Here is a 23,792-nt window from a genome sequence, read left to right as displayed (position 1 = left end):
GAAGGCCTCCCGGGGTGGAACGGACCCTCTATCATGACCGGCTACCAAGTCACTTCTGTGACACCGGGAACGCGACCTTAATCCCGCGCGCTCATGGGCCCCGGTGAAACAGCGGCAAACGCCTCAGCCGGCAATTGGCCCGATACCCACCTTGCGACGCACATCAGCCATCAGTGGCGTGGCGTAGTCCCGGGCCTTTTCAGCACCCTGTTGCAGGATACGGTCCAGCTGGGCCGGGTCGTCCATCAGGGTATTGTAGGTGTCCCGCATGGGCGCCAGTTCCTCATTGATCAGCTCGAACAGCTGTTTCTTGGCTTCGCCCCAGGCAATGCCGTTGGCGAATTCCTGGCGCATGGCGGCTGTCTGCTCCTGGCTGGCAAACGCGGAATAGATGGAGAACACCGCACTGGTCTCCGGGTCCTTGGGCTCACCAGGCTCCAGCAGGTTGGTCTTGATCTTGTTGATGGCCTTGCGCAGCTTTTTCTCACCCTCGAACAGCGGGATGGTGTTGTTATAGCTCTTGGACATCTTGCGGCCGTCCAGCCCCGGCAACACCATGGACGACTCCTCGATCACCGCCTCCGGCAGGGTGAAAGTCTCGCCGAACAGGTAGTTGAAGCGCTGGGCGATATCCCTGGCCATCTCGATATGCTGGGTCTGGTCACGGCCCACCGGGATTTTCTCACCGTTGAACATCAGGATGTCCGCCGCCATCAGGATCGGGTAGCAGAACAGCCCCATGGTGATGCCGCGATCGGGGTCGGCACCCTCGTTCTCCTCATTCTCCTGGACGGCCGCCTTATAGGCATGGGCCCGGTTCATCAGGCCCTTGGCAGTCACGGTGGTGAGCACCCAGTTGAGTTCAGTGATTTCGGGCACATCGGTCTGACGGTAGAAGGTCACCTTTTCCGGATCCAGGCCACAGGCCAGCCAGGTGGCGGCGATCGCCCGCACGGATTCCTGCACCCGGGCCGGCTCCTGGCACTTGATCAGGGCATGGTAGTCCGCCAGGAAGAGGAAGGATTCACTCTGGCCTTCCTCGCTGGCGCGAATGGCAGGGCGAATGGCGCCTGCGTAGTTGCCCAGGTGGGGAATGCCTGTAGTGGTGATACCGGTCAGTACTCGTGTCTTGCTCATGGTGATCGCGCTATTCCGGATGGGATAAAAACCGAGGTTAAAAAGAAAGCAGAACCATACCCAATGGAAGGCCGGGCGGCAAACGGATTCGTGAGTGCCGGCCCCCGAACACGGTATGATAACCGCTTCAGCCGCCAACGCGTTTTGACTGCCCCATGCCCCAGGAAACCCTGCCACTGATCTACCGGGACGACCACCTGGTGGTCGTGGACAAGCCCGCGAACCTGCTGGTCCACCCCAGTGAGATTGACCGCCGGGAAACCCGCTCCGCCATGATGATTCTGCGGGACCAGCTGGGACAGTGGGTGTGGCCGGCACACCGCCTGGACCGCCCCACGTCCGGTTTACTGGTATTTGCCCTGAACCGGGACTGCGCCCGGGAGCTGGCCATGGCTTTCCAGGAACACCGGGTGCGCAAGGAATACCTGGCCATCGTTCGCGGCCACCCTCCCCTCGGCGGCATTATCCGCCATGCACTGACGGTGAAGGATGACCAGGAGTCCCGGCGAACCATCGACGCTGAGCCCCAGCCGGCATTAACCCTTTACCATCGCCTGGCCCACACCACGGTGGATTGGCCGGTGGACAAACGCTACCCCACCAGTCGCTACGCCCTGGTGCGCTGCCGCCCTGCCACTGGCCGGCGGCACCAGCTACGCCGCCATCTCAAACACATCAGCCACCCCATTATCGGGGACAGCAGCTACGGCAAGGGCGCCCATAACCGTGCATTTGCAAGCACATTCGGCGAGCACCGACTGTATCTGCACGCCAGCGATCTCTGGCTGAATCACCCGGTGACCGGAGCACCTGTTGACTTGTCAGCCCCACCACCGGATGCGTTCCTGAGGGTCGCCGGGGCGTTCGGCTGGGCAGAGTCTGCTATGATCAGGTCCGGTCAGGCTCACGTCACCAAGGAGTAACCTGGACATGCCCCTGAAACTCTACCAGTTCGCCATCTCCCACTACTCGGAAAAGGTCCGCTGGGCCCTGGACCAAAAGGGCATCAGCTATGAGCCGGAGTACCTGTTGCCGGGGATGCACGGCAAGGTCATTCGCGGACTGACCGGGGAGAAGGCCACCTCGGTGCCGGTACTCGTAGACAGTGGCAAGGCCATCCAGGGCTCCGGGAAGATTCTGGACCATCTGGACAGTGCATTCCCAGACAACCCCCTGTTGCCGGAAAGCGCCAATGAACGTGCCTCGGCACTGGCCTGGGAAAAACGGCTCGATGAGGAGGCCGGCCCGGCGGTTCGTACCTTTGCCTACCATCACCTGCTGCAGCGACCCAGGGTGGTGGCCCCCCTGCTGACCGCAAAATCTCCATTCTGGAACCAGTACCTGCTGAGGCTGGGATTCAGCCGCGTGGATGAAACCATGCGGGAAATGATGAACATCAACGAGAAAACCGCCGCCCGGGCACAGGTGGTCATCGAAAACCTGCTGGAAGAGATCAACGAAATTTATGGCGAAGGCCGGTACCTGGCAGGTGCCAGCTTCAGCCGGGCGGATATCACTGCCGGGGCCCTGTTTGCGCCGCTTTTCATGCCCCCGCAGTATCCGGTGCCTTGGCCGGGACCCGGGCGACTACCTCCGGGGCTGAAAGAATGGCACCGGCAGAAGGGGGCTCTGCTGGAGCCTGTTGCCGCTTGCTACCGGAAGCACCGCTGAGCCGTTAACGCAGTGCCGGTCGCTGACGGAGGTCAGGGCAGCGGGTACCGCTGGAGAAATCCGTGCCACAGTTCAGCGGATTGCTTCGGCACCTCCAGCATGGGCACATGGCCCACACCATCAAGCAGGACCACCGTGCTGTTTTCGATACCTTCCGCAAAAACCCCGGCATTTTCCGGCGCCAGCACCCGGTCCTGCTTTCCCCAGACGATCAGCGTGGGGGCTTCGATTGCGGGCAGGATGCCGGAGAGATCCAGCTGCTCACCGGATGAAAGGATGGCATCAAAGATCTGGTCATTGATGGACTGCCGTGCCATGGCCTCTTCTTCCATCACGGAGGTGATCGGCCAGGGTGCAAACGGACGCTGCTCCAAAACGAAGTCCATCAGCTCGTCAAAGTCACCGGGATCACGAACCACCAGCGGGTTATGCCCTTCCGCCAGCGCCTGGTCCAGTTCGGAGGGGTACTGGCTCGACCCGGCAGGATCGAACAGGGCGATGGTCCGCACCCGGTCCGGGTAGCGGCTGGCGAAATAGGCGGTGATACCTCCGCCCATGGAATTACCGGCCATATCCACCCGCTCGATACCGAGGTGGTCTATCAACCGGGCGAGGGTGGCGGCCTGGGCCTCAACCGTGTACGCCTCTGGTCCGGCAACACTGCTGTCACCATGGCCCGGCAGGTCGGGAATAACCAGGTAGTAGTCGTCAGGGAGATGGGTCGCCATCCGGACCCAGTTGTCCTTGTCGGCGGCAAAACCGTGAACCATCACCAGGGCCCGGGTCGCCGAGGACTTACCATTGGTGAGATAGACCACGGAAAGTTCGCCGAGGGTAGCCTCCTGCAGCTGCAGACCAGCGTCTTCACGCTCGCTGGCGATCAGCCAATCGTACAGGTCATATCGGGAACACCCGGTCAGCAGCACCGCGCCAAGCAGCACCGCCAGCCATGCCAGCCGGCTGTGTGTCATACCATCCTCGTATTCTTCGGTCCGCCTGGCAGGCTGGCGCCTTCCCTGCCGGTAAACAGCCGGGAAGCGAGTCACCCCGGTCAGCGGGTTCCGTAGACCACCATGGTCTTGCCCTTGACCTGAACCAGGCCCTGCTCTTCCAGCGTTTTCAGTACCCGGCCCACCATCTCACGGGAGCAGCCGACGATACGACCGATCTCCTGACGGGTGATCTTGATCTGCATCCCGTCCGGATGGGTCATGGCGTCGGGCTCCTTGCAAAGGTCAAGCAGGGTCCGTGCCACCCGACCTGTGACGTCCAGGAAGGCCAGGTCGCCCACCTTGCGAGTGGTCTGACGCAGGCGGGTCGCCATCTGCTCGCCGATGAAGTAAAGCACACGGGGATCCTGCTGGGCGATTTCCCGGAACTTGGTGTAGCTTATTTCCGCCACCTCGCATTCCGTCTTGGCCTTCACCCAGGCACTACGGGAATCCATGTTGTCGAACAGACCCATCTCCCCGAAGAAATCTCCGGAATTCAGGTAGGCCATGATCATTTCGCGACCGTCTTCATCTTCTATGATGACGGTGACAGAACCTTTAACGATGAAAAAGAGAGAGTCGCTCTTGTCCCCGGCGTAGATGATGGTGCTCTTGGCCGGGTAGCGACGGCGATGGCACTGGGACAGGAAATAGTCCAGGTGCTTGGTTTTCTGCTCAACTGGCCGGACGATGGTAGCCATGGTAAGTGTCGTGCCTCCTCAAGTGTCGCCATCCCTGGACGTTTGTCGTTTATGAAGTCGCTCTCCTGCGACTGTTTTATTGTTCACGGGGGATCCTCCGTGGAGGGTACTCCGCCCAAATCCGGTTCGGTGTGTCGCTTTTGTAGACGAAACGCTACTACGACTCATGATGTTAAGCCGGAGTCACAAACTCGTCCATAACGCACTTCTCAATAGCGAACCATTTCACAGGTTTTTGCGGCTTTATGCTAGCATTTCGCCCCTGAGTTTTGACCAAAGGACTAATCCGATGAAAGCAACCATAGACTGGACCGGCAATGCCAGCTTCCGGGCGACCAGCGGCAGCGGCCATGAAGTACAGATGGATGGCCCGCCGGACCATGGCGGTGAGAACCTGGGACCACGCCCCATGGAGATGCTGCTGATGGGCCTGGGCGGCTGCTCCTCCTTTGATGTAATGAGCATTCTGCAGAAAAGCCGCCAGGACGTCACCGCCTGCCACGCCGAACTGGAGGCAGAACGGGCGGACGCGGTGCCGGCGGTGTTCACGAAGATCCACCTGCATTTCGTGGTCACCGGCAATAACCTGAAGGAAAACATGGTAAAACGAGCGGTCAGCCTGTCTGCGGAAAAGTACTGCTCCGCCTCCATCATGCTGGAGAAGGCCGGCGTCGAGATCACTCACAGCCATGAAATCAGGGCCAACTGAGCCGGCTGACGAACCCGACCCGAACCATTCGCCCCGCCCCCCCCGGATAACGCTGATCTGACAGTGCGGGAGGCGATGCTAAAATGTGGTTTGAAAAGCTATTCAACCGGATAAGCGGTGTGCATAATACGCACCCTTCTCCGCCGGTCTGCGCACGTAAAATGGTCAGTTATCGGTGGCGGCCTCGGCAGACCGGACCATCCGTGATTGATGGACGAGTCTGTACCTAACCATCTCCATTCTCCGGAGGGGCTGAACATGGAATCCAAACTCCAGCTGCACGGTTTCAACAACCTGACCAAATCACTAAGCTTCAACATCTACGATATCTGTTATGCGCAGACCGAAGAACAGCGTGAAGCCTATATCGACTACATCGACGAGATGTACAATGCCGAACGCCTGACCCAGATCCTCACCGACGTGGTGAAGATCATCGGCGCCAACGTCCTCAACATCGCCCGCCAGGACTACGAGCCCCATGGCGCTTCAGTTACCATGCTGATCGCCGAGCACGAACTCACCAGCGGCGAGCCGGACAACGAGGAGTCCCCTGGCCCCCTGCCAGACGCTATCGTTGCGCACCTGGACAAGAGCCACGTTACCGTGCACACCTACCCGGAGAGCCATCCCTATGAAGGCATCAGCACCTTCCGGGCGGATATTGATGTGTCCACCTGCGGCCTGATCTCGCCGCTGAAGGTACTCAACTATCTGATTCACAGCTTTGATTCGGATGTGGTCACGGTGGACTACCGGGTGCGGGGCTTTACCCGGGACGTGGACGGCACCAAGCACTACATCGACCATGACATCAACTCGATCCAGAACTACCTGACCGAGGACACCCAGAACGCGTACCAGATGATTGACGTCAATGTGTACCAGGAAAACCTGTTCCACACCAAGATGATGCTCAAGAATTTCGACCTGGATAACTACGTGTTCGGCGTCAACGCCAGCGACCTGGACCCGGAAGAGGCCGCTTCCATCGAGGAACGCCTGAAGCGGGAAATGCTGGAAATCTTCTACTCCCGTAACGTCCAGTAATAGCACGCCCGACTGACGGGCCGGCCCCGACCACACGGGTTTCGCGTGAAAGAAACCTTGTTCAGTTTTACTGAACACCGGGGCCGGAATTTTTCGGTTTCTTCCCCTCCCCGATCCTTCTTTAATGGTGATGTCAGTCAACCTGAGAAGGAGGTCGCCATGACCGAACGCACCATCAAACGCGTTATCCCCGCCCTGGAAACCTCGGATGGTGCGGGCGTGCGTATACGCCGCTCCCTCGGGCAGACCCAGCTGGTGCGCATGGACCCCTTCCTGATGCTGGACGAGTTCGGCTCTGACCAGCCTCAGGATTATATTGCCGGCTTCCCTGCCCACCCCCACCGGGGCTTCGAGACAGTCACCTATATGATCGAGGGCCATATGCTCCACGAGGATCATCTGGGTAACCGGGGCAACCTTCGTAACGGCGGCGTGCAGTGGATGACCGCTGGCCGGGGCATCGTGCATTCAGAAATGCCCCAGCAGGAAGAGGGCATGATGCGGGGCTTCCAGCTGTGGCTGAACCTGCCCGCGGCGGAGAAGATGAAAGCAGCCGGCTACCGGGATATCCAGCCGGAAGAGATTCCCCACATTGCCCTGGACGGCGGCGAGGTCTGGCTCATCGCCGGTGAACTTTCCCTGGACGGGCAGCCCCGCCAGGGCGCTGTTACCGGGGGCTCCACCCAACCGCTCTACGCCGACCTGCACATGGACGCGGGAGCAGGGATGACCTTGCCAGTGGCCTCTCATCTCAATGCCATGGTGTATCTTTACGAGGGCAGTGCCAGCATCGGCGGAGTGGAACTGAGCCGCTCAGCGGCCACGGTACTGGAGACCGGCGACCGGCTGACGGTGGAGGCCGGCCCGAAAGGTGCACAGCTGCTCCTGATCGGCGGCCGCCCCATCGGGGAACCCGTGGTGCAGTATGGCCCCTTTGTGATGAACAGTCGTAAGGAAATCGAGCAGACCCTGCGGGACTATCAGAACGGCCGGCTGACCGCCTGACGGGAAATACGGCTGACCGGGGCTCAGGCCGTTCCCAGGCGCTCCAGCAGCCCGGGCTTTTCGATCACGTACCCCTGGCCATAGTCCACGCCCAGCTTGCGCAGCATGTCCAGGGACTCGCGGCTCTCGACATGGGTGGCAATGACCTCCCGGTTCAGGTAATGAGCCATTTCCACCATGGAGCGAACCATGGCCTGGTCCGTCTCACTGTCAGCAATCTGAGCGGCAAAGGCCCCGTCCAGCTTGATCATATCCACGGGCAGGCTGCGCATGTACTGATAGGAAGTGGGGCCCGCACCAAAGTTGCCCAGGCAGAAGCGGCAGCCCAGCTCCTGCATCTCACCGATAAACTCGGCTACCGCATGCACATCGCGAATCGCCGCCACCTCGGTGATCTCAAACCACAAACGCTCAATCGGTGCATCGGCCTCGCTGAGTTTGCCGTAGATAAACTCCAGCAGGCTTTCGTCGTTCAGGGAGTATCCTGACAGGTTGATGCAGTAACCCGGCTGGCGGCTCTCACCACTGTCCCCCTGGCGGCTATGGCTGCGCAACCAGTCCAGCATGTAGCCCACCACCCAGCGATCAACAAACTGCATGCGGTTGTACCTTTCGGCCATGCGCACAAAATCTGCCGCGGTAATCAGCTCCCCCTGGTCGTCATACATGCTGATCAGCACTTCGTACTGGGTGGTCAGCCGGGTGTCCTTGTGCAGCGGGATAATCTTCTGGCACCGCAGCAGCATCCGTTCTTCGTTGAGATCCCCGAGGCTGGCTACCTTGGCGGCAATCTGTTCCTGCTTCTCGAAACGCTCCGGTTCCAACTGATAGATCACATACTTGCCCGAGCCACGGGTCTTCGCCAGCTTGCAGGCCTCCTCGGTGGCCCGCAGCCAGCGCCCGGCGGTGGTCAGTACCGGCAACTGGGGCGCCAGGCCGGCACTTGCCGACAACCGGTATCGGCGCCCCTGCCAGTTCAGTTCCAGACTCTCGATGGCGTGGATTATGCCCTCCACCAGGGGGGCGGCATTCTCGGATGGCACCAGAAAGCCGAACTCGTCTCCGTCCAGCCGGGCAAGGGGCATACCCTCCACCACCCTGTCCCGAAGAATGCCCGCCACCCGCCTCAGGGCCTCGTCACCGGCGGCCAGGCCGGCGGTGTCATTGAGCAGCCGGAACTGGCGCAGGTCCAGCCGCACCAGAGTGCGCTCGTCCTCATGGCGACTCAGCTGCTGCTCCAGTACCCGCTCGAACTCCCGCCGCTCCAGCAACCCGGTCAGCTCATCATGGGTAGAGGCCCAGGACAGCTGGTCATAGACCTTGCGCACCATCCGATCGATGCTTTCATCCACCAGCGGCCGCGCATACTGGCTGTCGGGCACGATCAGGCCCTTCTGCATACGTTCGGCCAGATCCGCCAGTTCCAGCTCTACCACCCGCATACCCTGGTGATTGACAAACACAAACCGGTTGAAACCCCGTGCGATCCATACCAGGCGGATGTACTGGACCTGGTCGGGGTTGGTCTGGTCTTTCAGCCAGTCGCCGGTACGCAGTTTCTGGGCCCGGGCGATCCAGCGTTGCAGGCGCTTCTGCAACCGCTCCTGCTGTTTGCGATCGACATCGTCTTCGGGCTCGGCCCTGGGCACCGGCACCCGCTCCACCGGCGTATCCGGCGACCGCACCAGGAACTGTTTGAGCTCCTCACGCACCTGGGTTGCGGGCAGATGGTTGCTGGATATGGAGCCCAGCCCCTCCTGGATCAGCCGCAGCAGTTCCGACAGGTTGATATCAATCTCTGGATCGTCCGCGAATGCCATCAGCGTATCCACTACCGACAGGTAGTCCTGCCATAGCTGGCTGTCCGGGCCCTGGCGGATCCAGGTCAGCGACAGCAGATCCCGCCAGCCCGCATTGAGCAGGCTGATGACAGCCCGGGGAACGTCCCGGCCGCCAAGTCGCTCATCCAGTGCCCTGCTGACCGCAGACTTGGACTCGGCGACCTTCTGGGCCCCTTCAGCGGCGGCCGTGACCCGCTCCACATTGCGGCGATAGATCAGGTTCTGCCGGTCGATCAGGGTATCCAGTTCACCCATGGCTCCTTCGAATACCCGGGTGTCCTGCTCGAATTCGGCGGCAATTCGATCCACCAGGTCGTCCACCCGGCGCTGTACGGCGGGGTTGGTGCGACCGCCACGAACCCCCAGTTGCGCCAGGCGGTTCATCACCCCCCGGACCGGACTTTCGATATCATCGAAGAAAGCTGGATCCCGCAGTACCACCTTGAGTACCGGCACTTCCAGCTGACGCATCTGCTGGCGGGCATGGTCGGTCAGTCTCGGGCTCTCCACCACGCTGCGGAAGAACTGGTCCACCACGTCCAGGGTAGCCTGCTGTTCCTCGTCCAGGGCATGGTCGCCGGAACGCTTTACCTGCTCAATGACTCGTTCTTTCAGCGGTGCGGCCTGCTCTTCCGGTTTCGGCGTCCTCTGCAGGGAATGCAACTGGGCCTGGAATTCGCCCTGGGAAAGCGGACGGGCGTCCTCGGCAAACGGTGCGGGCGCCTGTTCAGCCATGCGGCCGGATTTGAGGGTTCCGATCAGGTTGCGTACCGTTTCGAAGGCCGAGCGGGCAAGGGTCATCTGCTCCTGGAATCCCTGACTGCGGGCATCACCGACCGGCGGCCGGCCGGAACCTGTCGGGGTGGCCTTTTCCTTTATCGCTGCAGCAGATTGACTGACCGGCGACGCTGCGGCCGTTGTTGGCGGGGTCTCAGGCTTTGGTGCCTCGCCGCGGGGCTTGCGCTCGCTCAGGTAACGACTGAGGTCCAGGTCCGGCAAAATGCCGTGACGTACCAGAATCTGGTTGAGCTCCTCGTACAGCGGGCCAATTTTCTGCAGCACCAGGGTCTCGAAGGTTTTCAGGCAGATCTTTTCCACCGGCCGGCTCGATCGCAGGCTTTCCAGGCCGGTGTGAAACGCCTCGCAGATCAGTGAAGGCCCCAGGGGATTCTGGTGCCCCGTGGCGTTGGTCACGCCCAGCCGGTCCAGCCGCATCCGTAGCTGTAGCAGCTCGGCGCGATACAGGGTATCGGCCTTGGTCACCATCACCTTGATGGCCAGCCAGTCCTCGAACTCGCCCTTGTCCACCAGCGACAGGCTGGAAGAGGCCTGGTTATCCCGTTCCGGCTTCAGGGGGGACTCCAGGTACCGCGACATCAACAGCCAGAACGAACGCTGGCGACTCTCCACCTGGGCGGCGGCATCCATGAACTCGTTGGCCTGCTGGTCATTGGCGGCCTTGAGGGCGGCCTGCCTCAGGTTTTCCACCATGGCCACAAAGCACTCGCCCATCAGCGGCTCGATATGCTGGGTGACACTCCGGGCACACTGACGAAGGATAAACTGGACACGTTCACTGGGCGGTTTGAGGGAGGCGCGTTCCTGAAACTCTCCATCTGCACCGCACTGGCTGAGCATGGCTTCCACTGCCTGCGGACTGGAGCGGGTGAACTCGACGCCCATGGCACCGTCGATCAGGCGCACCGGCCTGGCGTTCAGCTGGTGGCGTTCGCGGCCATCACCGGTGCGAAAATGAATACCCAGGTCCTGGCCAGGGTATTTCTGCAGGTGGGCGCGGATCCTGGCGGAAGTATCGCCGGAGTAGCGGACAAACAGACCTTCTGCACAGAAATCGGCTATCTGGCAGGGCCACATTCCGGCTTCCCCCAGGTCAACCTGGGCGGCCAGTTTGATGGGGCGTCGGGGGCTGGAGCGTCGTTCCTTCGGATCCATTCACTACCTGATCGATGGTATAGCCCGGCAGCACCGTGGTACCGGCCAGGACGATTCCCTTTCAGCGGGTGGTAACCGGCACCCGCAGCGCGACCTCAGCAAACCGGGACCTATCCCGGTGCACCCGTCCGAAGCGGACAGGGCTCTGCGGTCAGTATAGCCATAACGGCCAGAAAACAAGATCACTGGAAACTGGCCCTCCAAAAAGGACGGAACCTTTTGTTTCCAATTGTTAATGTGACTATTTTGACGACGGTTCGTCAAGGGCATTACGGAATAAATTCGAGCAGGCGCTCGCTACAAAGCCCGCCCGCTCCCTGCCTCAGCCGGCGAACGGGATATCACCCCATGTTCTTGACGAAAACCTTGGAGTTGCGACGGGTATTGTAGGCAGCCAGTTTCGGCCCGGGCAACGACTGAACCGAGGAAGGCTCGAATCCCCGCTCCCTGAACCAGTGCTCGGTCTGGGTGGTGAGCACGAACAGTCTTGCCAGGCCCTGGGCCCGGGCCATGCGCTCGATCATCGACAGGATCTCGTCACCCCGGCCACCCCGGCGATAGGCTGGGTCCACGGCAAAGCAGGACAGTTCCCCCGCCTGCTCCTCCGGGTAGGCATAGAGGGCCGCGCAACCAATGATCATGCCATCCCTTTCAGCCACCACGTACTGGTCGATCTCGGTCTCCAGCATCTCCCGGGAGCGGCGCACCAGTACGCCCTGCTCTTCCAGGGGCTGGATCAGTTCCAGGATACCACCAATATCCTCCACCCGGGCACGGCGGATCTGCTCGTAGTCATCATCGGTGACCAGGGTGCCGGAGCCATCGCGGGTAAACAACTCTTCCAGGATGGCACCGTCCCGCAGGTAACTGATGATATGAGCCCGGCGCACCCCACGGGTGCAGGCATCACAGGCTGCCCGCAGCAGGTCGGCGTCATGGCCGGAGACCACCTGCTCGCTGACTTTCTGCAGGGCCTGGCGTACGGTCAGTTCGCGCACCAGCGAGCCATCCTCGTCCAGCACACCCTGATCATCGGTAAACACAATCAGTTTGTCGGCCCGCAGGGCCGAGGCCACCTGGCTGCCCACGTCCTCGTAGGACAGGTTGAAAATATCGCCGGTGGGCGAATAACCCTGGGGCGGCATCAGCACAATATGCCCCAGCTCCAGCAGGCGCTCGATACCGGCGGTGTCTACCCGCCGCACGCGGCCGGTATAACCGTGATCCACACCGTCCAGCACGCCGACCGGACGGGCCGCCACAAAGTTACCGCTGGAAACCCGGATTCTCGCACCGTGCATGGGGGAGTTCACCAGCCCCATGGACAGCCGGCTTTCCAGCCACGAGCGCACCCCCCCCACCGCCTCCATGATCAGGGGCAGGTCCTGTTCCGGCGTGATGCGCAAGCCGCCGACAAATTCGGACTCGTGTCCGGCCTGTTCCAGGCGCTGTTGTATCTGGGGACGGGCACCAAAGGTCACCACCAGCCGAATACCGAGGCTGCTGAGCAGGGTGATGTCATGGATGATGTTCAGCAGGTTGTCGCTGGCAAGGGCCTCGCCCCCCAGCACCAGCACTACGGTGCTGCCACGATGGGTATTGATATAGGGTGACGAGTGGCGAAAGCTGTGCAGCCAGTCGGATACGCTCATAGACAGAAGTGCCTGATCAGTTGTTTCAGCAACGAAATGGTGGGGTTGATCTGGGCCAGGTCCAGGTATTCGTCGGGCTGGTGGGCCTGGTCGATAGATCCGGGCCCCATCACCAGGGTTTCCAGGCCCAGTTTCTGCAGCCAGGGGGCCTCGGTGGCGAAGGCCACGGCCTCTGCCTGGTGGCCGGTCAGCTTTTCGCACACCCTGACCAGCTCGGCTTCCGCCGGAGTTTCAAAAGGTGGTACACCATCGAACAGGGGCTCGAAGGTCAGCGAGAGATCCCGCCGGCGGGCCAGGGGTTCCAGGCGGGTGAGAATGGCCTGGCGCAACCCGGCCATATCCATGCCCGGCAGGGGGCGCAGATCAAAGTGCAGTTCGCAGCGGGCGCAGATCCGGTTGGGGTTGTCACCACCGTGGATACAACCCAGATTCATGGTGGGGAACTGCACGCGAAAATGGGGATTGCGGTGCTGCTCCTGCCACTGGCCGCGCAGGGTCAGCAGCTCGTTCATGGCCTCGTTCATGCCCTCCAGGGCATTGCGGCCGAGTGAGGGGTCGGAGGAATGCCCGGACTGTCCCTCGAACACCAGCCGCTCCATCATGATGCCCTTGTGCATGCGAATGGGGCGCAGCTCCGTGGGCTCACCGATCACCGCATACCGGGCCTTCGGATAGCCTGCTTCCGCCAGGGCCCGGGCACCGTTCATGGAGCTTTCCTCGTCGGCGGTGGCCAGCAGGATCAGCGGTTGTTTCAGCGGCTGACCGGCCGCCTCCCTCGCGGCCTCGATGGCCAGGGCGAAGAACCCCTTCATGTCACAGGTGCCGAGGCCGTACAGGCGGTTATTCCGCTCGGTCAGGGTAAAGGGATCACTCTGCCAGCGCTTGTCATCAAAGGGGACGGTGTCAGTATGACCAGAGAGCACCAGCCCGCCGGGGCCGGACCCGAGCGTGGCTACCAGGTTGTACTTGCCGGGCATGCCCGGAACCGGCAGGATCTCGTTGCGGAAGCCGAGCGCGCCCAGCCACTCCGCGAGCAGGTTCACCACTGCTTCATTGCTGTGGTCCCAGTCGGCCGAGGCGCTGCTGATGGACGGAATGCCTACCAGCCGCTCGAGCATGGTACGGACATCCGGCGGCGCCTGATGCTGGTCGGTCGGTGTCTGGCTGGTGGGATTATTCATCTTGCCGGCTCCTGCAGGTCAATCCTGAAGGGATGGGGTGTCAGTCATCCGCCCGCTGGCCACGACGCCAGACCGCTAGCTGATCCACGGCACGGAGAGCCATCGGATAGGCCACTTCACCACCATCCACCGGGCGCGCCACCTCCACCTGCTGATCGTCAATACGGGTCAGCCGGCCTTCAACGTTGCGCCCGTTACTCAGGGTAACCCGGACGGTGTAACCAAGCCAGTCCGCCGCCTGTTCAGGCGCAATCACCTGCCAGCCGGCGACGACCGGTGCCTGCTCCGGATCCACCACCGGCTCCAGTGCCTGCTCGGGTACATCCGGCGTAACCGGCTCGATCCTGGACAGGTAGACATCGGGCACAGCCGCGCCGTTATAGGAGACCGTGAAGGACGGTGACCCTGAGTCCCGGGTTGCTCCCGGCGCACTTTCAGAGACCCGGACCGGTATCCCCGGCCAGGCGGCCTTCGGATCCAGGGTCGCCACCAGTTCGCCACCCTCGGTCAGCCATTGGCGGTACAGCGCCATCAACTGAGGTGAGGCCTGCAGTCCCCGGCTCTCCAGCCCTTCCCGGAAGGACGTCATCACCAGGTCGGCCCAGGACGCTGCCGGCAGACCGGTCTCCCGGGCACAATAGGCGGTTATCCGCCGCATCATGCCACCGTCCCGCAATGCTATCTGGATGCGTTCAGCGGCAGGGGTGAGGTTAACGCCGTCGGCGTCCAGCCTCAGCCGTGCCCCTTCCCAGAACACATCAATACCACCGGACTCCCGGGTGTGAACTTCCAGTCTTACTCCGCCGGAACTCTGACGCAGCTGGGCGTCGCCGGCCAGCTCATTCAACCCCATACGGATCAGATCGCCACTGCCCAGTTGTTGCCTGGCATCCGGACCGCACACCGGCATGAACAGGGGACGCGGCGCCTGTTCATCGGTATCCGTCACCCAGTTTCGCAGCATGGCTGTGTCCAGGGGCAGCCGCCAGTCGGAGGCCTCCAGCCGCCAGCTGCGGGGCAGGTCGTGCTTGTCATGGAGGCTCTGCAGCAGCGCCAGCGGTGAGTCCGTCATCAGGTGCAGGCGCCGGATTACCAGGGGCTGGGTCAGCCGGAACGACTGAAACCGGGTGCCCTCGAGGATCAGCTCACCACTGACACCGGAACTGATGCTGCCCCGCTCCAGCGCACCATGATCCGACAGCGAACGGCGCAGTTCCGCCATGGTCTGGTCTGCGTACCACCAGACCGCCCCCTTGTAGGCACCCCAGGCCACCAGCACCAGGATGACAGTCAGCGACAACAGTTTTCTCAAGGCTTCCTCTCCCTGTGGGGAATGCCGCGTGCAGAGGCGATTGGCCGGATCCGTTTACCCCGCAGAGCGGGGGTCAGTTCCGGGATATCAGCGTACCCACGCCTTCGTCGGTAAAGATTTCCAGGAGCGTGGCGTGGGCAACCCGCCCGTCAATAATGTGGGCCGTGCGCACGCCATTCTCCACCGCACTGAGGGCACAGCGGATTTTCGGCAACATGCCGCCATGGATGGTGCCGTCCTCGATCAGGTCATTGACCTGGGCCGCGGTCAGCCCGGTCAGTACCTTGTCATCCTTGCCCTTGAGACCGGACACGTTGGTCAGCAGGATCAGTTTTTCCGCATTCACCGCCTCGGCCACCTTGCCGGCCACCAGGTCGGCATTGATGTTGTAGGAGGCTCCATCCGGCCCTACCCCGATGGGAGCGATGACCGGGATCACATCGCTGTGGGTGAGCATGTCGATCACCTTGGTGTTCACCTGGGCCACCTCACCCACGTGACCGATGTCGATAATTTCCGGGCGGCTGACCTCGTCCGATTTGCCCACCACTTCCAGCTTGCGGGCCCGGATCAGATTACCGTCCTTGCCGGTCAGTCCAACGGCGGTACCGCCATGGGCGTTGATCAGGGAGACGATTTCCTTGTTCACCTGGCCGCCAAGCACCATCTCTACCACATCCATCGTCTCGGAATCGGTGACCCGCATCCCGTTGACGAAGTGGGACTTGATATTGAGCCGGTTCAGCAGGTCGCCGATCTGGGGACCGCCGCCATGCACCACGATGGGGTTGATGCCGACCAGCTTCATCAACACCATGTCCCGGGCGAAGCTGCTCTTGAGCTCTTCGTTCTCCATGGCGTTGCCGCCATACTTGATTACGACCGTCTTGCCGGTAAACCGCTGGATATAGGGCAGACCCTTGCTCAGGACATCCGCCACCTGCATTGCCGTATCACGATCCAGTGCCATTCATCTTGCCTTATCAGGTTCGGCCCGGTTCACCGGGCCAGGTAGTTAATAAACTTGGGAATACCTCAGAAGGTTATGTTCACATCCGGGGCCAGTGCCCTGAGCTGCCCGCGAAAGATCTGCTTGATGCGTTCCAGGGCTGCCTCGTTCTCCGCCTCGAACCGCAACACCAGTACCGGGGTGGTATTGGATGCGCGGCACAACCCCCAGCCGTCGGGGTAGTCCACCCGCACGCCATCAATGGTGGTGATATTGGCCTCCCCGAAGTCAGCCAGCTCCCTGAGGCGCTCGATAATGCGGAACTTGCTCTCGTCCGTCACGTCCAGATTCAGCTCAGGGGTGCTGATATCCTCGGGGAACTCCGCGAAAACCTCGCTGGTCTGGCGATCCTCGATACCGAGGATCTCCAGCAGTCGTGCCGCAGAATAGAGCCCGTCATCAAAGCCATACCAGCGCTCGCCGAAGAAAATGTGCCCGCTCATCTCACCAGCCAGCAGGGCGCCGGTTTCCTTCATCTTGGCCTTCATCAGGGAGTGCCCGGTCTTCCACATCACCGGGCGACCGCCAGCGGAAGAAATCACACCACTGAGTCGCCGGCTGCACTTGACATCAAACAGCACATCCGCACCGGGATTACGGGAGACCACGTCCCGGGCGAACAGCATCATCAGCCGGTCCGGCCAGACAATCTGTCCCTCGTTGGTAACCACACCCAGACGGTCGCCGTCACCATCGAAAGCAATACCCACGTCGGCGCCTTCCTGCCGGACCCGGTCAATAAGATCCTGAAGGTTCTCGGGCTTGCCGGGGTCCGGGTGGTGGTTCGGAAAGCTGCCATCCACCTCACAATAGAGCGGGATCACCTCACAGCCGAGCTCTTCCAGCAGTAATGGGCCAAGTTCCCCGGCAATGCCGTTACCGGCATCGACCACAACCTTGAGTGGAGCTGCCACGGCAATATCACTGACGATACGGTCCAGGTAATCCCGCCGCACATCCTGGTCCGAGGCGCTCCCCTGGCCCCGGTGCAGGTCGCCGGTCTGAACCCGCTGCAACAGCTTCTGGATGCCCTCTTCCGCCAGGGTTTCACCACCCAGCATGATTTTCAGGCCATTGTAATTGGACGGGTTGTGGCTCCCCGTCACCATCACCCCCGAGCCGGTGCCCAGGTGGTGGGTGGCAAAATAAAGCACCGGTGTTGGCACCGCGCCTATGCGGATGACATGACAACCGGCCTCCATCACGCCCCGGGCCAGCGCATCCGCCAGCTCAGGACTGGAGTGGCGACCATCGTAGCCGATGCAAAGGGTATCCTGGCTTCTGTCCAGCGCCTCGGAACCAATGGACTGGCCAATCAGACGAACGATCTCCGGTGTCAGTGTTTCACCCACGATGCCGCGAATGTCATAGGCCCGGAAGATCGCGGGGGACAGTTCGGCCCGGGGTGCCGGCGCTTCCGCCACTTCCGGGGTGGCGCCGGCAGGGCTCTCCCCGAAGCCGAGTACATCCTCGTCACCATCCAGCATGTCGATGTCCGGCATGTCCCGTTCCTGGAACAGGGGTTCGTCCATCTCCGGCTCAGCCGCCAGCGCCGGCTTCGCCTCGGGAGCCTTCCGGGCGCCCCCCTCAACCCGTTTCTCCACGGCCTTGCTCAGCCGGTACAGGACGTCGGCCAGTACCGAAGGCAGCTCCCAGTGAAACCGGGGAGGCGCCGTGCGATCGCCGGAGAATGCCTTGTTGGCCCACTGCACCAGGCGCGTCGTTTCCTTGCGCATTCCGGACTGGGCGGAGGACAACAGCAGCCAGACGATCACAGCAGCCACCAGGAAACCTGCCACCACCAGCCCCAACAAAACCACCGGCACAGGGGACGCAGCCGGCTGCGACTGATAGCGGAGACTCCAGTCGGGCACGGACAGCGACCTGGTCACTTCCGGCCCGGCCCCCTGACCGCGGCTGATCACATTGCGGGACTGACCACCTACCGTCTGGAGCAGGGTGGACTGGCCCTCAATACCGGAAAGCACATCGGCCAGCACATTGGCGTCAAACTGGATAACCAGCGTGCCCTCCGCTACCTCGGTAGACGGATTACGGACCCGGGTCGCCATCTGCACCCGCCATCCACCATCTGCCGGCAGGGCGTCCGGGGTAACAGAGCGACCGGTTTCCGCGCGGCGGGCCAGGTCCAGGGTGGCGAAGCCAAGACCAGCCTGTTCATCCGCCCGTCGCGGAATGGCGCCGTAGGGAAACAGGAATACTCGCTCAATACCCGGCAGCATGGACCGCAGTTCGCCGGCCAGCTCTCTGCCACCACCAGTCTCACCCAGGGCTTCCCGCACCGAGGTCTGGGTACCGAGCCCCTGCGTCAGCGACTGCAGGAAACCGATGCGCTGCTCCAGCCGCCCTGCCGCGAGTTCCGCATTACGCTCAGCCGCCTGCAGCCGGCCTTGCTGCTCCGCCGGCTGCAGTACCAGCATGTACATCACGACGGCTACCACCAGGCCGGTGACGACTACGGCCAGCGCCTGCCCCAGCGCCACCGATGAGAGCTTGCGCACCTTGCTGCGCTCAGGCTCTTTTGCCCCCTTGCCCCCGGCGGCTTTCTTCGTGGCTTTCTTGTTATCGGAAGTGGTCCCGGGTGACGGGTCAGCGGTCCCGGCCTCTTCCTTCTTTTTGCCAAATCTCATAGTCGGCTCCGTCTCGACGGCTGTCGCAGCACTGCGTGTTATTCAAAGCGTGAATGGCTGTCAGTATAGATGGTTACATGAATTCGTTAATGACACATTTGGCGTATTGGAAACTTTCTCAGTATCGTCCGGTGGAGCCGAAACCACCTTCACCGCGTCCGCTGGCGTGGAACTCATCGACAATATCGAACTGTGCCTGCACTACCGGCACCAGCACCAGCTGCGCAATACGTTCGCCCACGTTCACCGTAAAGGCGGTGGTACCACGGTTCCAGCAGGACACCATCAGTTCACCCTGGTAGTCAGAATCAATCAGTCCCACCAGGTTGCCCAGCACAATACCGTGCTTGTGGCCCAGCCCACTGCGGGGCAGGATCATGGCTGCCAGGGAATTGTCCTCGATATAGATGGAAAGCCCCGTGGGAATGAGTACCGACTCCCCCGGCGCCAGGGTCACCGGCCCTTTCAGACAGGCTCTCAGGTCCAGTCCGGCGGAGCCGTCAGTGGCATAGGTGGGCATGGGGATATCCTGGCCGATACGCTCATCCAGGATGCGCATCTGCACGGGCTGATGGCTCATACTTCTGTTCCTCAGGGCAGTTTCAGGGTTGGGCGGGCATCCGCTCGGCGATCAGGGTGATGAGTTCCCGGGCGATGTCACGCTTGGGGGCGGGTCCGAGGGCGCGCTGGCCCCCGGACCAGAATACCGTGACAGCGTTCTGGTCGCTGTTGAAGCCGATACCGGGGGCTGACACATCGTTAGCCACGATCATGGCCAGCTTCTTGCGCTTCATCTTGTCGGTGGCATAGGCGGCGACATCATTGGTCTCTGCCGCAAACCCCACCGTAAACGGGGCATCCTTCCGGGCGGCAATGGTGGCGAGGGTGTCCGGGTTGCGTACGAGCTCCAGCGACAGGGCCTCCGACGACTTCTTCATTTTCTGGCCAGCCACAGCCACCGGGCGATAGTCCGCCACGGCGGCTGTGGCAATGAACACATCCGCACCCTTGTCCACTTCCGCGCTGCTGGCCCGCAACATGTCTTCGGCGGTCTGCACTGGCACCACTTCCACCCCTGACGGCGCCGGCAGGCTGACCGGACCGCTCACCAGGGTCACGGTGGCACCCGCGGCCCGGGCGGCCTCGGCGATGGCATACCCCATCTTGCCGGAGCTGTGGTTGCTGATGTAACGCACCGGATCAATGGGCTCCCGGGTGGGGCCGGCGGTGATCACCACCCGGCGCCCGGCCAGGAGCCCAGAGTCAACGGTCACCGGTGGCTCAAACTGATCGATCAGACCGAACAGGGTCTGGGGCTCAAGCATCCGTCCCGGCCCGGTATCCCCGCAGGCCTGACTGCCCTGGTCGGGGCCCCACAGGGCAATCTGGGGATCTTCCTCAAGAAGCCGGACATTACGCTGCGAACGGTGGTTGCCCCACATGGCCTGGTTCATCGCCGGGGCCAGGGCTATGGGGGCCTCGGTGGCGCAGCAGACAGTAGCCAGCAGGTCGTCCGCCAGGCCATGGGCCAGCCTGGCCATGAAATCCGCCGATGCCGGCGCCACCACCACCAGGTCTGCCCACTTGGCCAGTTCAATATGCCCCATGCCGGCCTCGGCTTCCGGGTCCAGCAAGGAACTGCGTACCGGCTCGCCGCTGAGGGCCTGGAACGTCATGGGGGCAACGAAGGCCTCCGCGCCGCGGGTCATCACCACCCGCACCGGGTAGTCGGCTTTTCTGAGCAGCCTCACCAGCTCTGCGCTTTTATAGGCAGCAATACCGCCGCTGATGCCCAGCAGAATGTTGGGTCTGGCCATGGTGTCTCCGTTATACCCGTGTCCGGTCAAAGGGCTATAAGATAGCATTGCCGACACTTCCCCGACAGTGGGGCGGTCGTGCTAAGATTCTGCCCGGTGTCGCCACGGCCCAGTCCGGCGAGAGGGGACACCCACCAACGCAGGAAGCACCCACAAGGATCCGGGATGGATACGACTACGAGACCCCACTGGCCCCGGGATGAGCGCCCCCGGGAGCGACTCATGGCTCATGGCGCCGAAAGCCTGTCAGATACCGAACTGCTTGCCATATTCCTGCGCACCGGCACCGCCGGCGTGCCGGTAATGGCCATGGCACGCCACCTGCTGGACGAATTCGGCGGCCTGCGGGGCCTGATGACCGCCTCCCACAGCAGCTTTTGCCGGGTTCGCGGACTCGGTACCGCCAAATACGCCCAGGTTCAGGCCGCCATGGAGATGGCTCGCCGGGTCATGGACGAGCCGGTTCGCCAGGGGGACCCGCTGACCTCGCCAGAGGACACCCGTCGCTACCTGGGTGCGAGGCTGGGCACCCAGCCCCATGAGGTGTTTGCCGGTCTGTTTCTGGACAACCGGCACCGGGTGATCCGGTACCAGGAACTGTTCAGGGGCACCATTGACGGCGCTGCGGTCTACCCCCGGGAGGTGGTGCGCCAGGCACTGGACCATAATGCGGCGGCGGTCATCTTCGCCCACAACCACCCATCAGGGATTGCCGAACCCAGCCAGGCGGATATTTCCCTCACCCGCCGGCTGAAAGACGCCCTCGGCCTGGTGGACATCCGGGTGCTGGATCATATGGTTGTGGGACATGGCGAGATTATTTCCCTGGCAGAGCGGGGACTGATGTAATCAGCCCGGGGCTGCACAATTTCCCAACAATTTTTTGCGTTAGGGGTCCCGTTCTGGTATAAAAGCGTCCCTTTCTGGCGGCGTCTGGCGAGCACCGTGCGCACTGCAGACACGTAAAGCAACCAGAGACCCGATGACAGGAACCTCTGCGAAGGATCAGCTTCAGAGGCTTCCTTAAAACGAATTCGTATTCAGGACCCAAGCTCAGGTCGGAGGCAAACATGTCCAGAGTCTGTCAGGTAACCGGTAAGCGGCCGGTAACCGGTAACAACGTTTCTCACGCTATGAACCACAACAAGCGTCGTTTTCTGCCCAACCTGCAGAGCCATCGCTTCTGGGTCGAGTCCGAGAAACGCTTCGTGAAGCTGCGCGTATCCACCAAGGGCATGCGCATCATCGATAAAAAAGGCATTGACGCTGTGCTGGCCGATGTTCGTGCCCGCGGCGAGAAAGTATAAGGAGCCGCATCATGCGCGAGAAAATCAAGCTGGTTTCATCAGCAGGTACTGGTCACTACTACACGACCAAGAAGAACAAGCGTAACACTCCGGAAAAGATCGAGATCAAGAAGTACGATCCGGTTGTCCGCAAGCACGTTGCGTACAAGGAAGCGAAGATCAAATAAGATCGCCGCTTACCAGAAAACCCGGCCATGGCCGGGTTTTTTTATGCCTGCCCGGCGGCGCCCCGCCCGACTCAGAAGGTTTCCAGATAGCCCTTGGGCAAGGCAATATCCATGGCGATGGGCAGGTGGTCGGACAGCGGATAACTCACCACTTCCGAGTTGCGGATTTCCAGGCTGGGGCTGACCAGGATGTGATCCAGCGCCCGCTCCGGCCGCCAGCTGGGAAAGCTGTGGGCGGTATCCGGCAGCGGCACCAGGTTGGCATCCCTGAGGGGCGTATTGGTCAGCAGCTCTTCGGCATGGTTGTTGAGGTCCCCCATCAGCACCACATGCTGATAATCCGCAATGAGTTCGTGAATATAGGCCAGCTGACGGACCTGCCCCGCCTTGCTGAGAGACAGGTGCATGATCACCAGTACCAGGGGGTCATCTGCATCCCCGTAGCGGGCGATGATAGCCCCCCGCCCCGGCAGCAGGCCCGGCAGGCGATGCTCGGTCACATCCAGGGGCCGGAACCGGCTCAGCAGACCATTACTGTGCTGGGCCACGGGGCCGAGATTACGATTGAGCTGCTGATGCCAGTAGGGAATACCGGCGGCCTCGGCCAGGTACTGCACCTGGTTGATGTAGCCGCTGCGGAGGCTACCACCGTCACACTCCTGCAGCGCAACCACGTCGTAATTGCGCAGCAGGGTGGCTATCCGGTCCAGGTTCTCTATTCGGCCCCGGTGCGGCAAGACATGCTGCCAGCTGCGGGTCAGGTAATGGTGGTAGGAGGCGGTATTGATGCCCACCTGGATGTTGAAGGTCAGCAACCGGATGTGATGACCGGGCTCGAAGTCCGGCACATGATCCACACCCGAGCAGGTACCCCGCGATGGCGAGGCCCTGCCGGTACGATCGGCAAACCCCTGTTTCAGCCTTCTGTACATTTCAGCCTTCTATAATATGGCCCGCCCCGGGCACAGGGCCCGGGAACCGGCGACATCCCTATTCGGCGCTTTCACCGCGCTCCTTCTCAACAAGATAGTCCACGACCGCCAGGGCTTCCTTATAGCCACCGGCCATGCTTGGCGAGGTGCGGTACTTGCCGGCCACCAGTACCGTAGGCGTCCCCTGGACCTGGGCACCCCGCAGGACCGACATGGCGCGCTGGGTCTGGGCCTTCACACCAAAGCCGTTGAACGCCTTGAGGAAGGCGTCCCGGTCAACCCCCTGCTCTGCCACGAAGTCAGCCAGGTCAGAGGCACTGGACAGGTTCCGCCGGTCAGCCGCCAGGGCCTGGTAGAACGCATCGTGAGTCTGCTCCCGGGCATCCAGTGCTTCGCTGGCATAGAATGCCTTGGCGTGCTCTGCGGCAGCACGGTTCATGGGCGCAGGCAGGTAGACAAAGTTGATGTCCTCGGCCATGTCTTCCTTCCAGGCCTGCACATGGGGCTCGAACTCCAGGCAATAGCCGCAGCCGTACCAGAACACTTCGGCCACTTCGATTCCCTCATCAGAGGAGGATGCACTCACCTCGCTGGGCAGGCGCTGGTAATGCTTGCCCTCCTCCCACTGGTCCTGGGCAGAGGCGGAGAATGCGATAGCGGCGGCGATAACGCCCGTGGTCAGGTGTCGGAGAATTCCCATGGATA

General features: G+C 61.9%; 20 protein-coding genes and 1 pseudogene. 8 read left to right on the top strand and 13 right to left on the bottom strand.

Annotation, left to right across the window (positions count from 1 at the left end):
- Positions 1 to 141: 141 nt before the first annotated feature.
- Positions 142 to 1,137, bottom strand: a pseudogene (locus ACESMZ_RS00715) (tryptophan--tRNA ligase); the annotation flags it as partial.
- A gap of 155 nt (positions 1,138 to 1,292) precedes the next feature.
- On the opposite strand from ACESMZ_RS00715, the gene ACESMZ_RS00710 reads away from it, so the two are divergent.
- Both ACESMZ_RS00710 and ACESMZ_RS00705 read left to right on the top strand, forming a co-directional pair.
- A complete protein-coding gene (locus ACESMZ_RS00710; protein ID WP_372956184.1) occupies positions 1,293 to 2,060 on the top strand; it encodes a pseudouridine synthase in 768 nt (255 codons plus the stop codon).
- A gap of 7 nt (positions 2,061 to 2,067) precedes the next feature.
- Entirely contained in the window at positions 2,068 to 2,808 is a 741-nt protein-coding gene (locus ACESMZ_RS00705) for a glutathione S-transferase family protein (protein ID WP_372956183.1), read from the top strand.
- Between the two features lie 32 nt (positions 2,809 to 2,840).
- Here ACESMZ_RS00705 and ACESMZ_RS00700 read toward each other — a convergent pair whose 3' ends face one another.
- Entirely contained in the window at positions 2,841 to 3,779 is a 939-nt protein-coding gene (locus ACESMZ_RS00700) for an alpha/beta fold hydrolase (RefSeq protein ID WP_372956182.1), read from the bottom strand.
- Positions 3,780 to 3,859: 80 nt separating this feature from the next.
- Positions 3,860 to 4,501 (bottom strand): cAMP-activated global transcriptional regulator CRP, encoded by a 642-nt coding sequence (crp, locus tag ACESMZ_RS00695; protein ID WP_091853186.1) that lies wholly within the window; start codon positions 4,499 to 4,501, stop codon positions 3,860 to 3,862.
- A gap of 289 nt (positions 4,502 to 4,790) precedes the next feature.
- Here crp and ACESMZ_RS00690 point away from each other — a divergent pair, with 289 nt between their 5' ends.
- From ACESMZ_RS00690 to ACESMZ_RS00680, 3 genes are all read left to right on the top strand, one after another.
- Positions 4,791 to 5,210: an OsmC family protein gene (locus ACESMZ_RS00690; protein WP_372956181.1), complete on the top strand. Its 420-nt coding sequence runs from the start codon at positions 4,791 to 4,793 to the stop codon at positions 5,208 to 5,210.
- A gap of 258 nt (positions 5,211 to 5,468) precedes the next feature.
- Positions 5,469 to 6,260: an adenosylmethionine decarboxylase gene (gene speD, locus ACESMZ_RS00685; RefSeq protein WP_372956180.1), complete on the top strand. Its 792-nt coding sequence runs from the start codon at positions 5,469 to 5,471 to the stop codon at positions 6,258 to 6,260.
- 159 nt (positions 6,261 to 6,419) lie between these two features.
- A complete protein-coding gene (locus tag ACESMZ_RS00680) occupies positions 6,420 to 7,265 on the top strand; it encodes a pirin family protein (RefSeq protein ID WP_372956179.1) in 846 nt (281 codons plus the stop codon).
- Positions 7,266 to 7,288: 23 nt separating this feature from the next.
- Here ACESMZ_RS00680 and ACESMZ_RS00675 read toward each other — a convergent pair whose 3' ends face one another.
- The 8 genes from ACESMZ_RS00675 to coaBC all read right to left on the bottom strand — a co-directional run bounded on the left by ACESMZ_RS00675 (position 7,289) and on the right by coaBC (position 20,681).
- Positions 7,289 to 11,059, bottom strand: coding sequence for a DUF1631 family protein (locus ACESMZ_RS00675; RefSeq protein WP_372956178.1), 3,771 nt, complete (start codon positions 11,057 to 11,059; stop codon positions 7,289 to 7,291).
- 341 nt (positions 11,060 to 11,400) lie between these two features.
- A complete protein-coding gene (argA, locus tag ACESMZ_RS00670) occupies positions 11,401 to 12,711 on the bottom strand; it encodes an amino-acid N-acetyltransferase (protein ID WP_372956177.1) in 1,311 nt (436 codons plus the stop codon).
- Positions 12,708 to 13,892 carry an acetylornithine deacetylase gene (gene argE / locus ACESMZ_RS00665; RefSeq protein WP_372956176.1) on the bottom strand — a complete coding sequence of 395 codons (1,185 nt, stop codon included), beginning with the start codon at positions 13,890 to 13,892 and terminating at the stop codon, positions 12,708 to 12,710. Before argE ends, argA begins: the two co-directional genes overlap by 4 nt.
- Before the next feature lie 40 nt (positions 13,893 to 13,932).
- Positions 13,933 to 15,204, bottom strand: coding sequence for an acetylornithine deacetylase (locus ACESMZ_RS00660; RefSeq protein WP_372956175.1), 1,272 nt, complete (start codon positions 15,202 to 15,204; stop codon positions 13,933 to 13,935).
- A 73-nt stretch (positions 15,205 to 15,277) separates the two neighbouring features.
- Positions 15,278 to 16,174 carry an acetylglutamate kinase gene (argB, locus tag ACESMZ_RS00655; protein ID WP_372956174.1) on the bottom strand — a complete coding sequence of 299 codons (897 nt, stop codon included), beginning with the start codon at positions 16,172 to 16,174 and terminating at the stop codon, positions 15,278 to 15,280.
- A gap of 65 nt (positions 16,175 to 16,239) precedes the next feature.
- Positions 16,240 to 18,864 (bottom strand): phosphomannomutase/phosphoglucomutase, encoded by a 2,625-nt coding sequence (locus tag ACESMZ_RS00650; RefSeq protein WP_372956173.1) that lies wholly within the window; start codon positions 18,862 to 18,864, stop codon positions 16,240 to 16,242.
- Between the two features lie 118 nt (positions 18,865 to 18,982).
- Positions 18,983 to 19,444, bottom strand: a complete 462-nt coding sequence (dut, locus tag ACESMZ_RS00645) for a dUTP diphosphatase (RefSeq protein ID WP_372956172.1) — start codon at positions 19,442 to 19,444, stop codon at positions 18,983 to 18,985.
- Positions 19,445 to 19,466: 22 nt separating this feature from the next.
- Positions 19,467 to 20,681 carry a bifunctional phosphopantothenoylcysteine decarboxylase/phosphopantothenate--cysteine ligase CoaBC gene (gene coaBC / locus ACESMZ_RS00640; RefSeq protein WP_372972068.1) on the bottom strand — a complete coding sequence of 405 codons (1,215 nt, stop codon included), beginning with the start codon at positions 20,679 to 20,681 and terminating at the stop codon, positions 19,467 to 19,469.
- 165 nt (positions 20,682 to 20,846) lie between these two features.
- On the opposite strand from coaBC, the gene radC reads away from it, so the two are divergent.
- The 3 genes from radC (at position 20,847) to rpmG (ending at position 22,155) form a co-directional block, all read left to right on the top strand.
- Positions 20,847 to 21,530 (top strand): RadC family protein, encoded by a 684-nt coding sequence (gene radC / locus ACESMZ_RS00635; protein WP_372956170.1) that lies wholly within the window; start codon positions 20,847 to 20,849, stop codon positions 21,528 to 21,530.
- 221 nt (positions 21,531 to 21,751) lie between these two features.
- The gene (gene rpmB / locus ACESMZ_RS00630) at positions 21,752 to 21,988 is read left to right on the top strand and encodes a 50S ribosomal protein L28 (protein WP_372956169.1); all 237 of its coding nucleotides are present in this window, start codon (positions 21,752 to 21,754) and stop codon (positions 21,986 to 21,988) included.
- An 11-nt stretch (positions 21,989 to 21,999) separates the two neighbouring features.
- Positions 22,000 to 22,155 (top strand): 50S ribosomal protein L33, encoded by a 156-nt coding sequence (rpmG, locus tag ACESMZ_RS00625; protein WP_091853212.1) that lies wholly within the window; start codon positions 22,000 to 22,002, stop codon positions 22,153 to 22,155.
- Positions 22,156 to 22,226: 71 nt separating this feature from the next.
- Here the strand turns inward: rpmG and ACESMZ_RS00620 are convergent, their stop codons facing one another.
- Entirely contained in the window at positions 22,227 to 23,087 is an 861-nt protein-coding gene (locus ACESMZ_RS00620) for an endonuclease/exonuclease/phosphatase family protein (protein ID WP_372956168.1), read from the bottom strand.
- A 58-nt stretch (positions 23,088 to 23,145) separates the two neighbouring features.
- Entirely contained in the window at positions 23,146 to 23,787 is a 642-nt protein-coding gene (locus ACESMZ_RS00615; protein ID WP_372972067.1) for a thiol:disulfide interchange protein DsbA/DsbL, read from the bottom strand.
- Positions 23,788 to 23,792 lie beyond the last annotated feature (5 nt).

The sequence above is a fragment of the Marinobacter sp. genome (assembly GCF_041690615.1).
In the GTDB taxonomy this organism is placed as follows: Bacteria; Pseudomonadota; Gammaproteobacteria; order Pseudomonadales; family Oleiphilaceae; genus Marinobacter.
This window is presented reverse-complemented; position numbering and strand designations above follow the sequence as displayed.

Coding starts and splice junctions, on each gene's coding strand:
- ACESMZ_RS00615 (WP_372972067.1), bottom strand. CDS start 23,787: ATGGGAATTCTCCGACACCTGACCACGGGCGTTATCGCCGCCGCTATC.
- rpmB (WP_372956169.1), top strand. CDS start 21,752: ATGTCCAGAGTCTGTCAGGTAACCGGTAAGCGGCCGGTAACCGGTAAC.
- ACESMZ_RS00680 (WP_372956179.1), top strand. CDS start 6,420: ATGACCGAACGCACCATCAAACGCGTTATCCCCGCCCTGGAAACCTCG.
- crp (WP_091853186.1), bottom strand. CDS start 4,501: ATGGCTACCATCGTCCGGCCAGTTGAGCAGAAAACCAAGCACCTGGAC.
- ACESMZ_RS00650 (WP_372956173.1), bottom strand. CDS start 18,864: ATGAGATTTGGCAAAAAGAAGGAAGAGGCCGGGACCGCTGACCCGTCA.
- coaBC (WP_372972068.1), bottom strand. CDS start 20,681: ATGGCCAGACCCAACATTCTGCTGGGCATCAGCGGCGGTATTGCTGCC.
- dut (WP_372956172.1), bottom strand. CDS start 19,444: ATGAGCCATCAGCCCGTGCAGATGCGCATCCTGGATGAGCGTATCGGC.
- argE (WP_372956176.1), bottom strand. CDS start 13,892: ATGAATAATCCCACCAGCCAGACACCGACCGACCAGCATCAGGCGCCG.
- ACESMZ_RS00710 (WP_372956184.1), top strand. CDS start 1,293: ATGCCCCAGGAAACCCTGCCACTGATCTACCGGGACGACCACCTGGTG.
- ACESMZ_RS00690 (WP_372956181.1), top strand. CDS start 4,791: ATGAAAGCAACCATAGACTGGACCGGCAATGCCAGCTTCCGGGCGACC.
- argB (WP_372956174.1), bottom strand. CDS start 16,174: ATGGCACTGGATCGTGATACGGCAATGCAGGTGGCGGATGTCCTGAGC.
- speD (WP_372956180.1), top strand. CDS start 5,469: ATGGAATCCAAACTCCAGCTGCACGGTTTCAACAACCTGACCAAATCA.
- radC (WP_372956170.1), top strand. CDS start 20,847: ATGGATACGACTACGAGACCCCACTGGCCCCGGGATGAGCGCCCCCGG.
- argA (WP_372956177.1), bottom strand. CDS start 12,711: ATGAGCGTATCCGACTGGCTGCACAGCTTTCGCCACTCGTCACCCTAT.
- ACESMZ_RS00675 (WP_372956178.1), bottom strand. CDS start 11,059: ATGGATCCGAAGGAACGACGCTCCAGCCCCCGACGCCCCATCAAACTG.
- rpmG (WP_091853212.1), top strand. CDS start 22,000: ATGCGCGAGAAAATCAAGCTGGTTTCATCAGCAGGTACTGGTCACTAC.
- ACESMZ_RS00700 (WP_372956182.1), bottom strand. CDS start 3,779: ATGACACACAGCCGGCTGGCATGGCTGGCGGTGCTGCTTGGCGCGGTG.
- ACESMZ_RS00620 (WP_372956168.1), bottom strand. CDS start 23,087: ATGTACAGAAGGCTGAAACAGGGGTTTGCCGATCGTACCGGCAGGGCC.
- ACESMZ_RS00705 (WP_372956183.1), top strand. CDS start 2,068: ATGCCCCTGAAACTCTACCAGTTCGCCATCTCCCACTACTCGGAAAAG.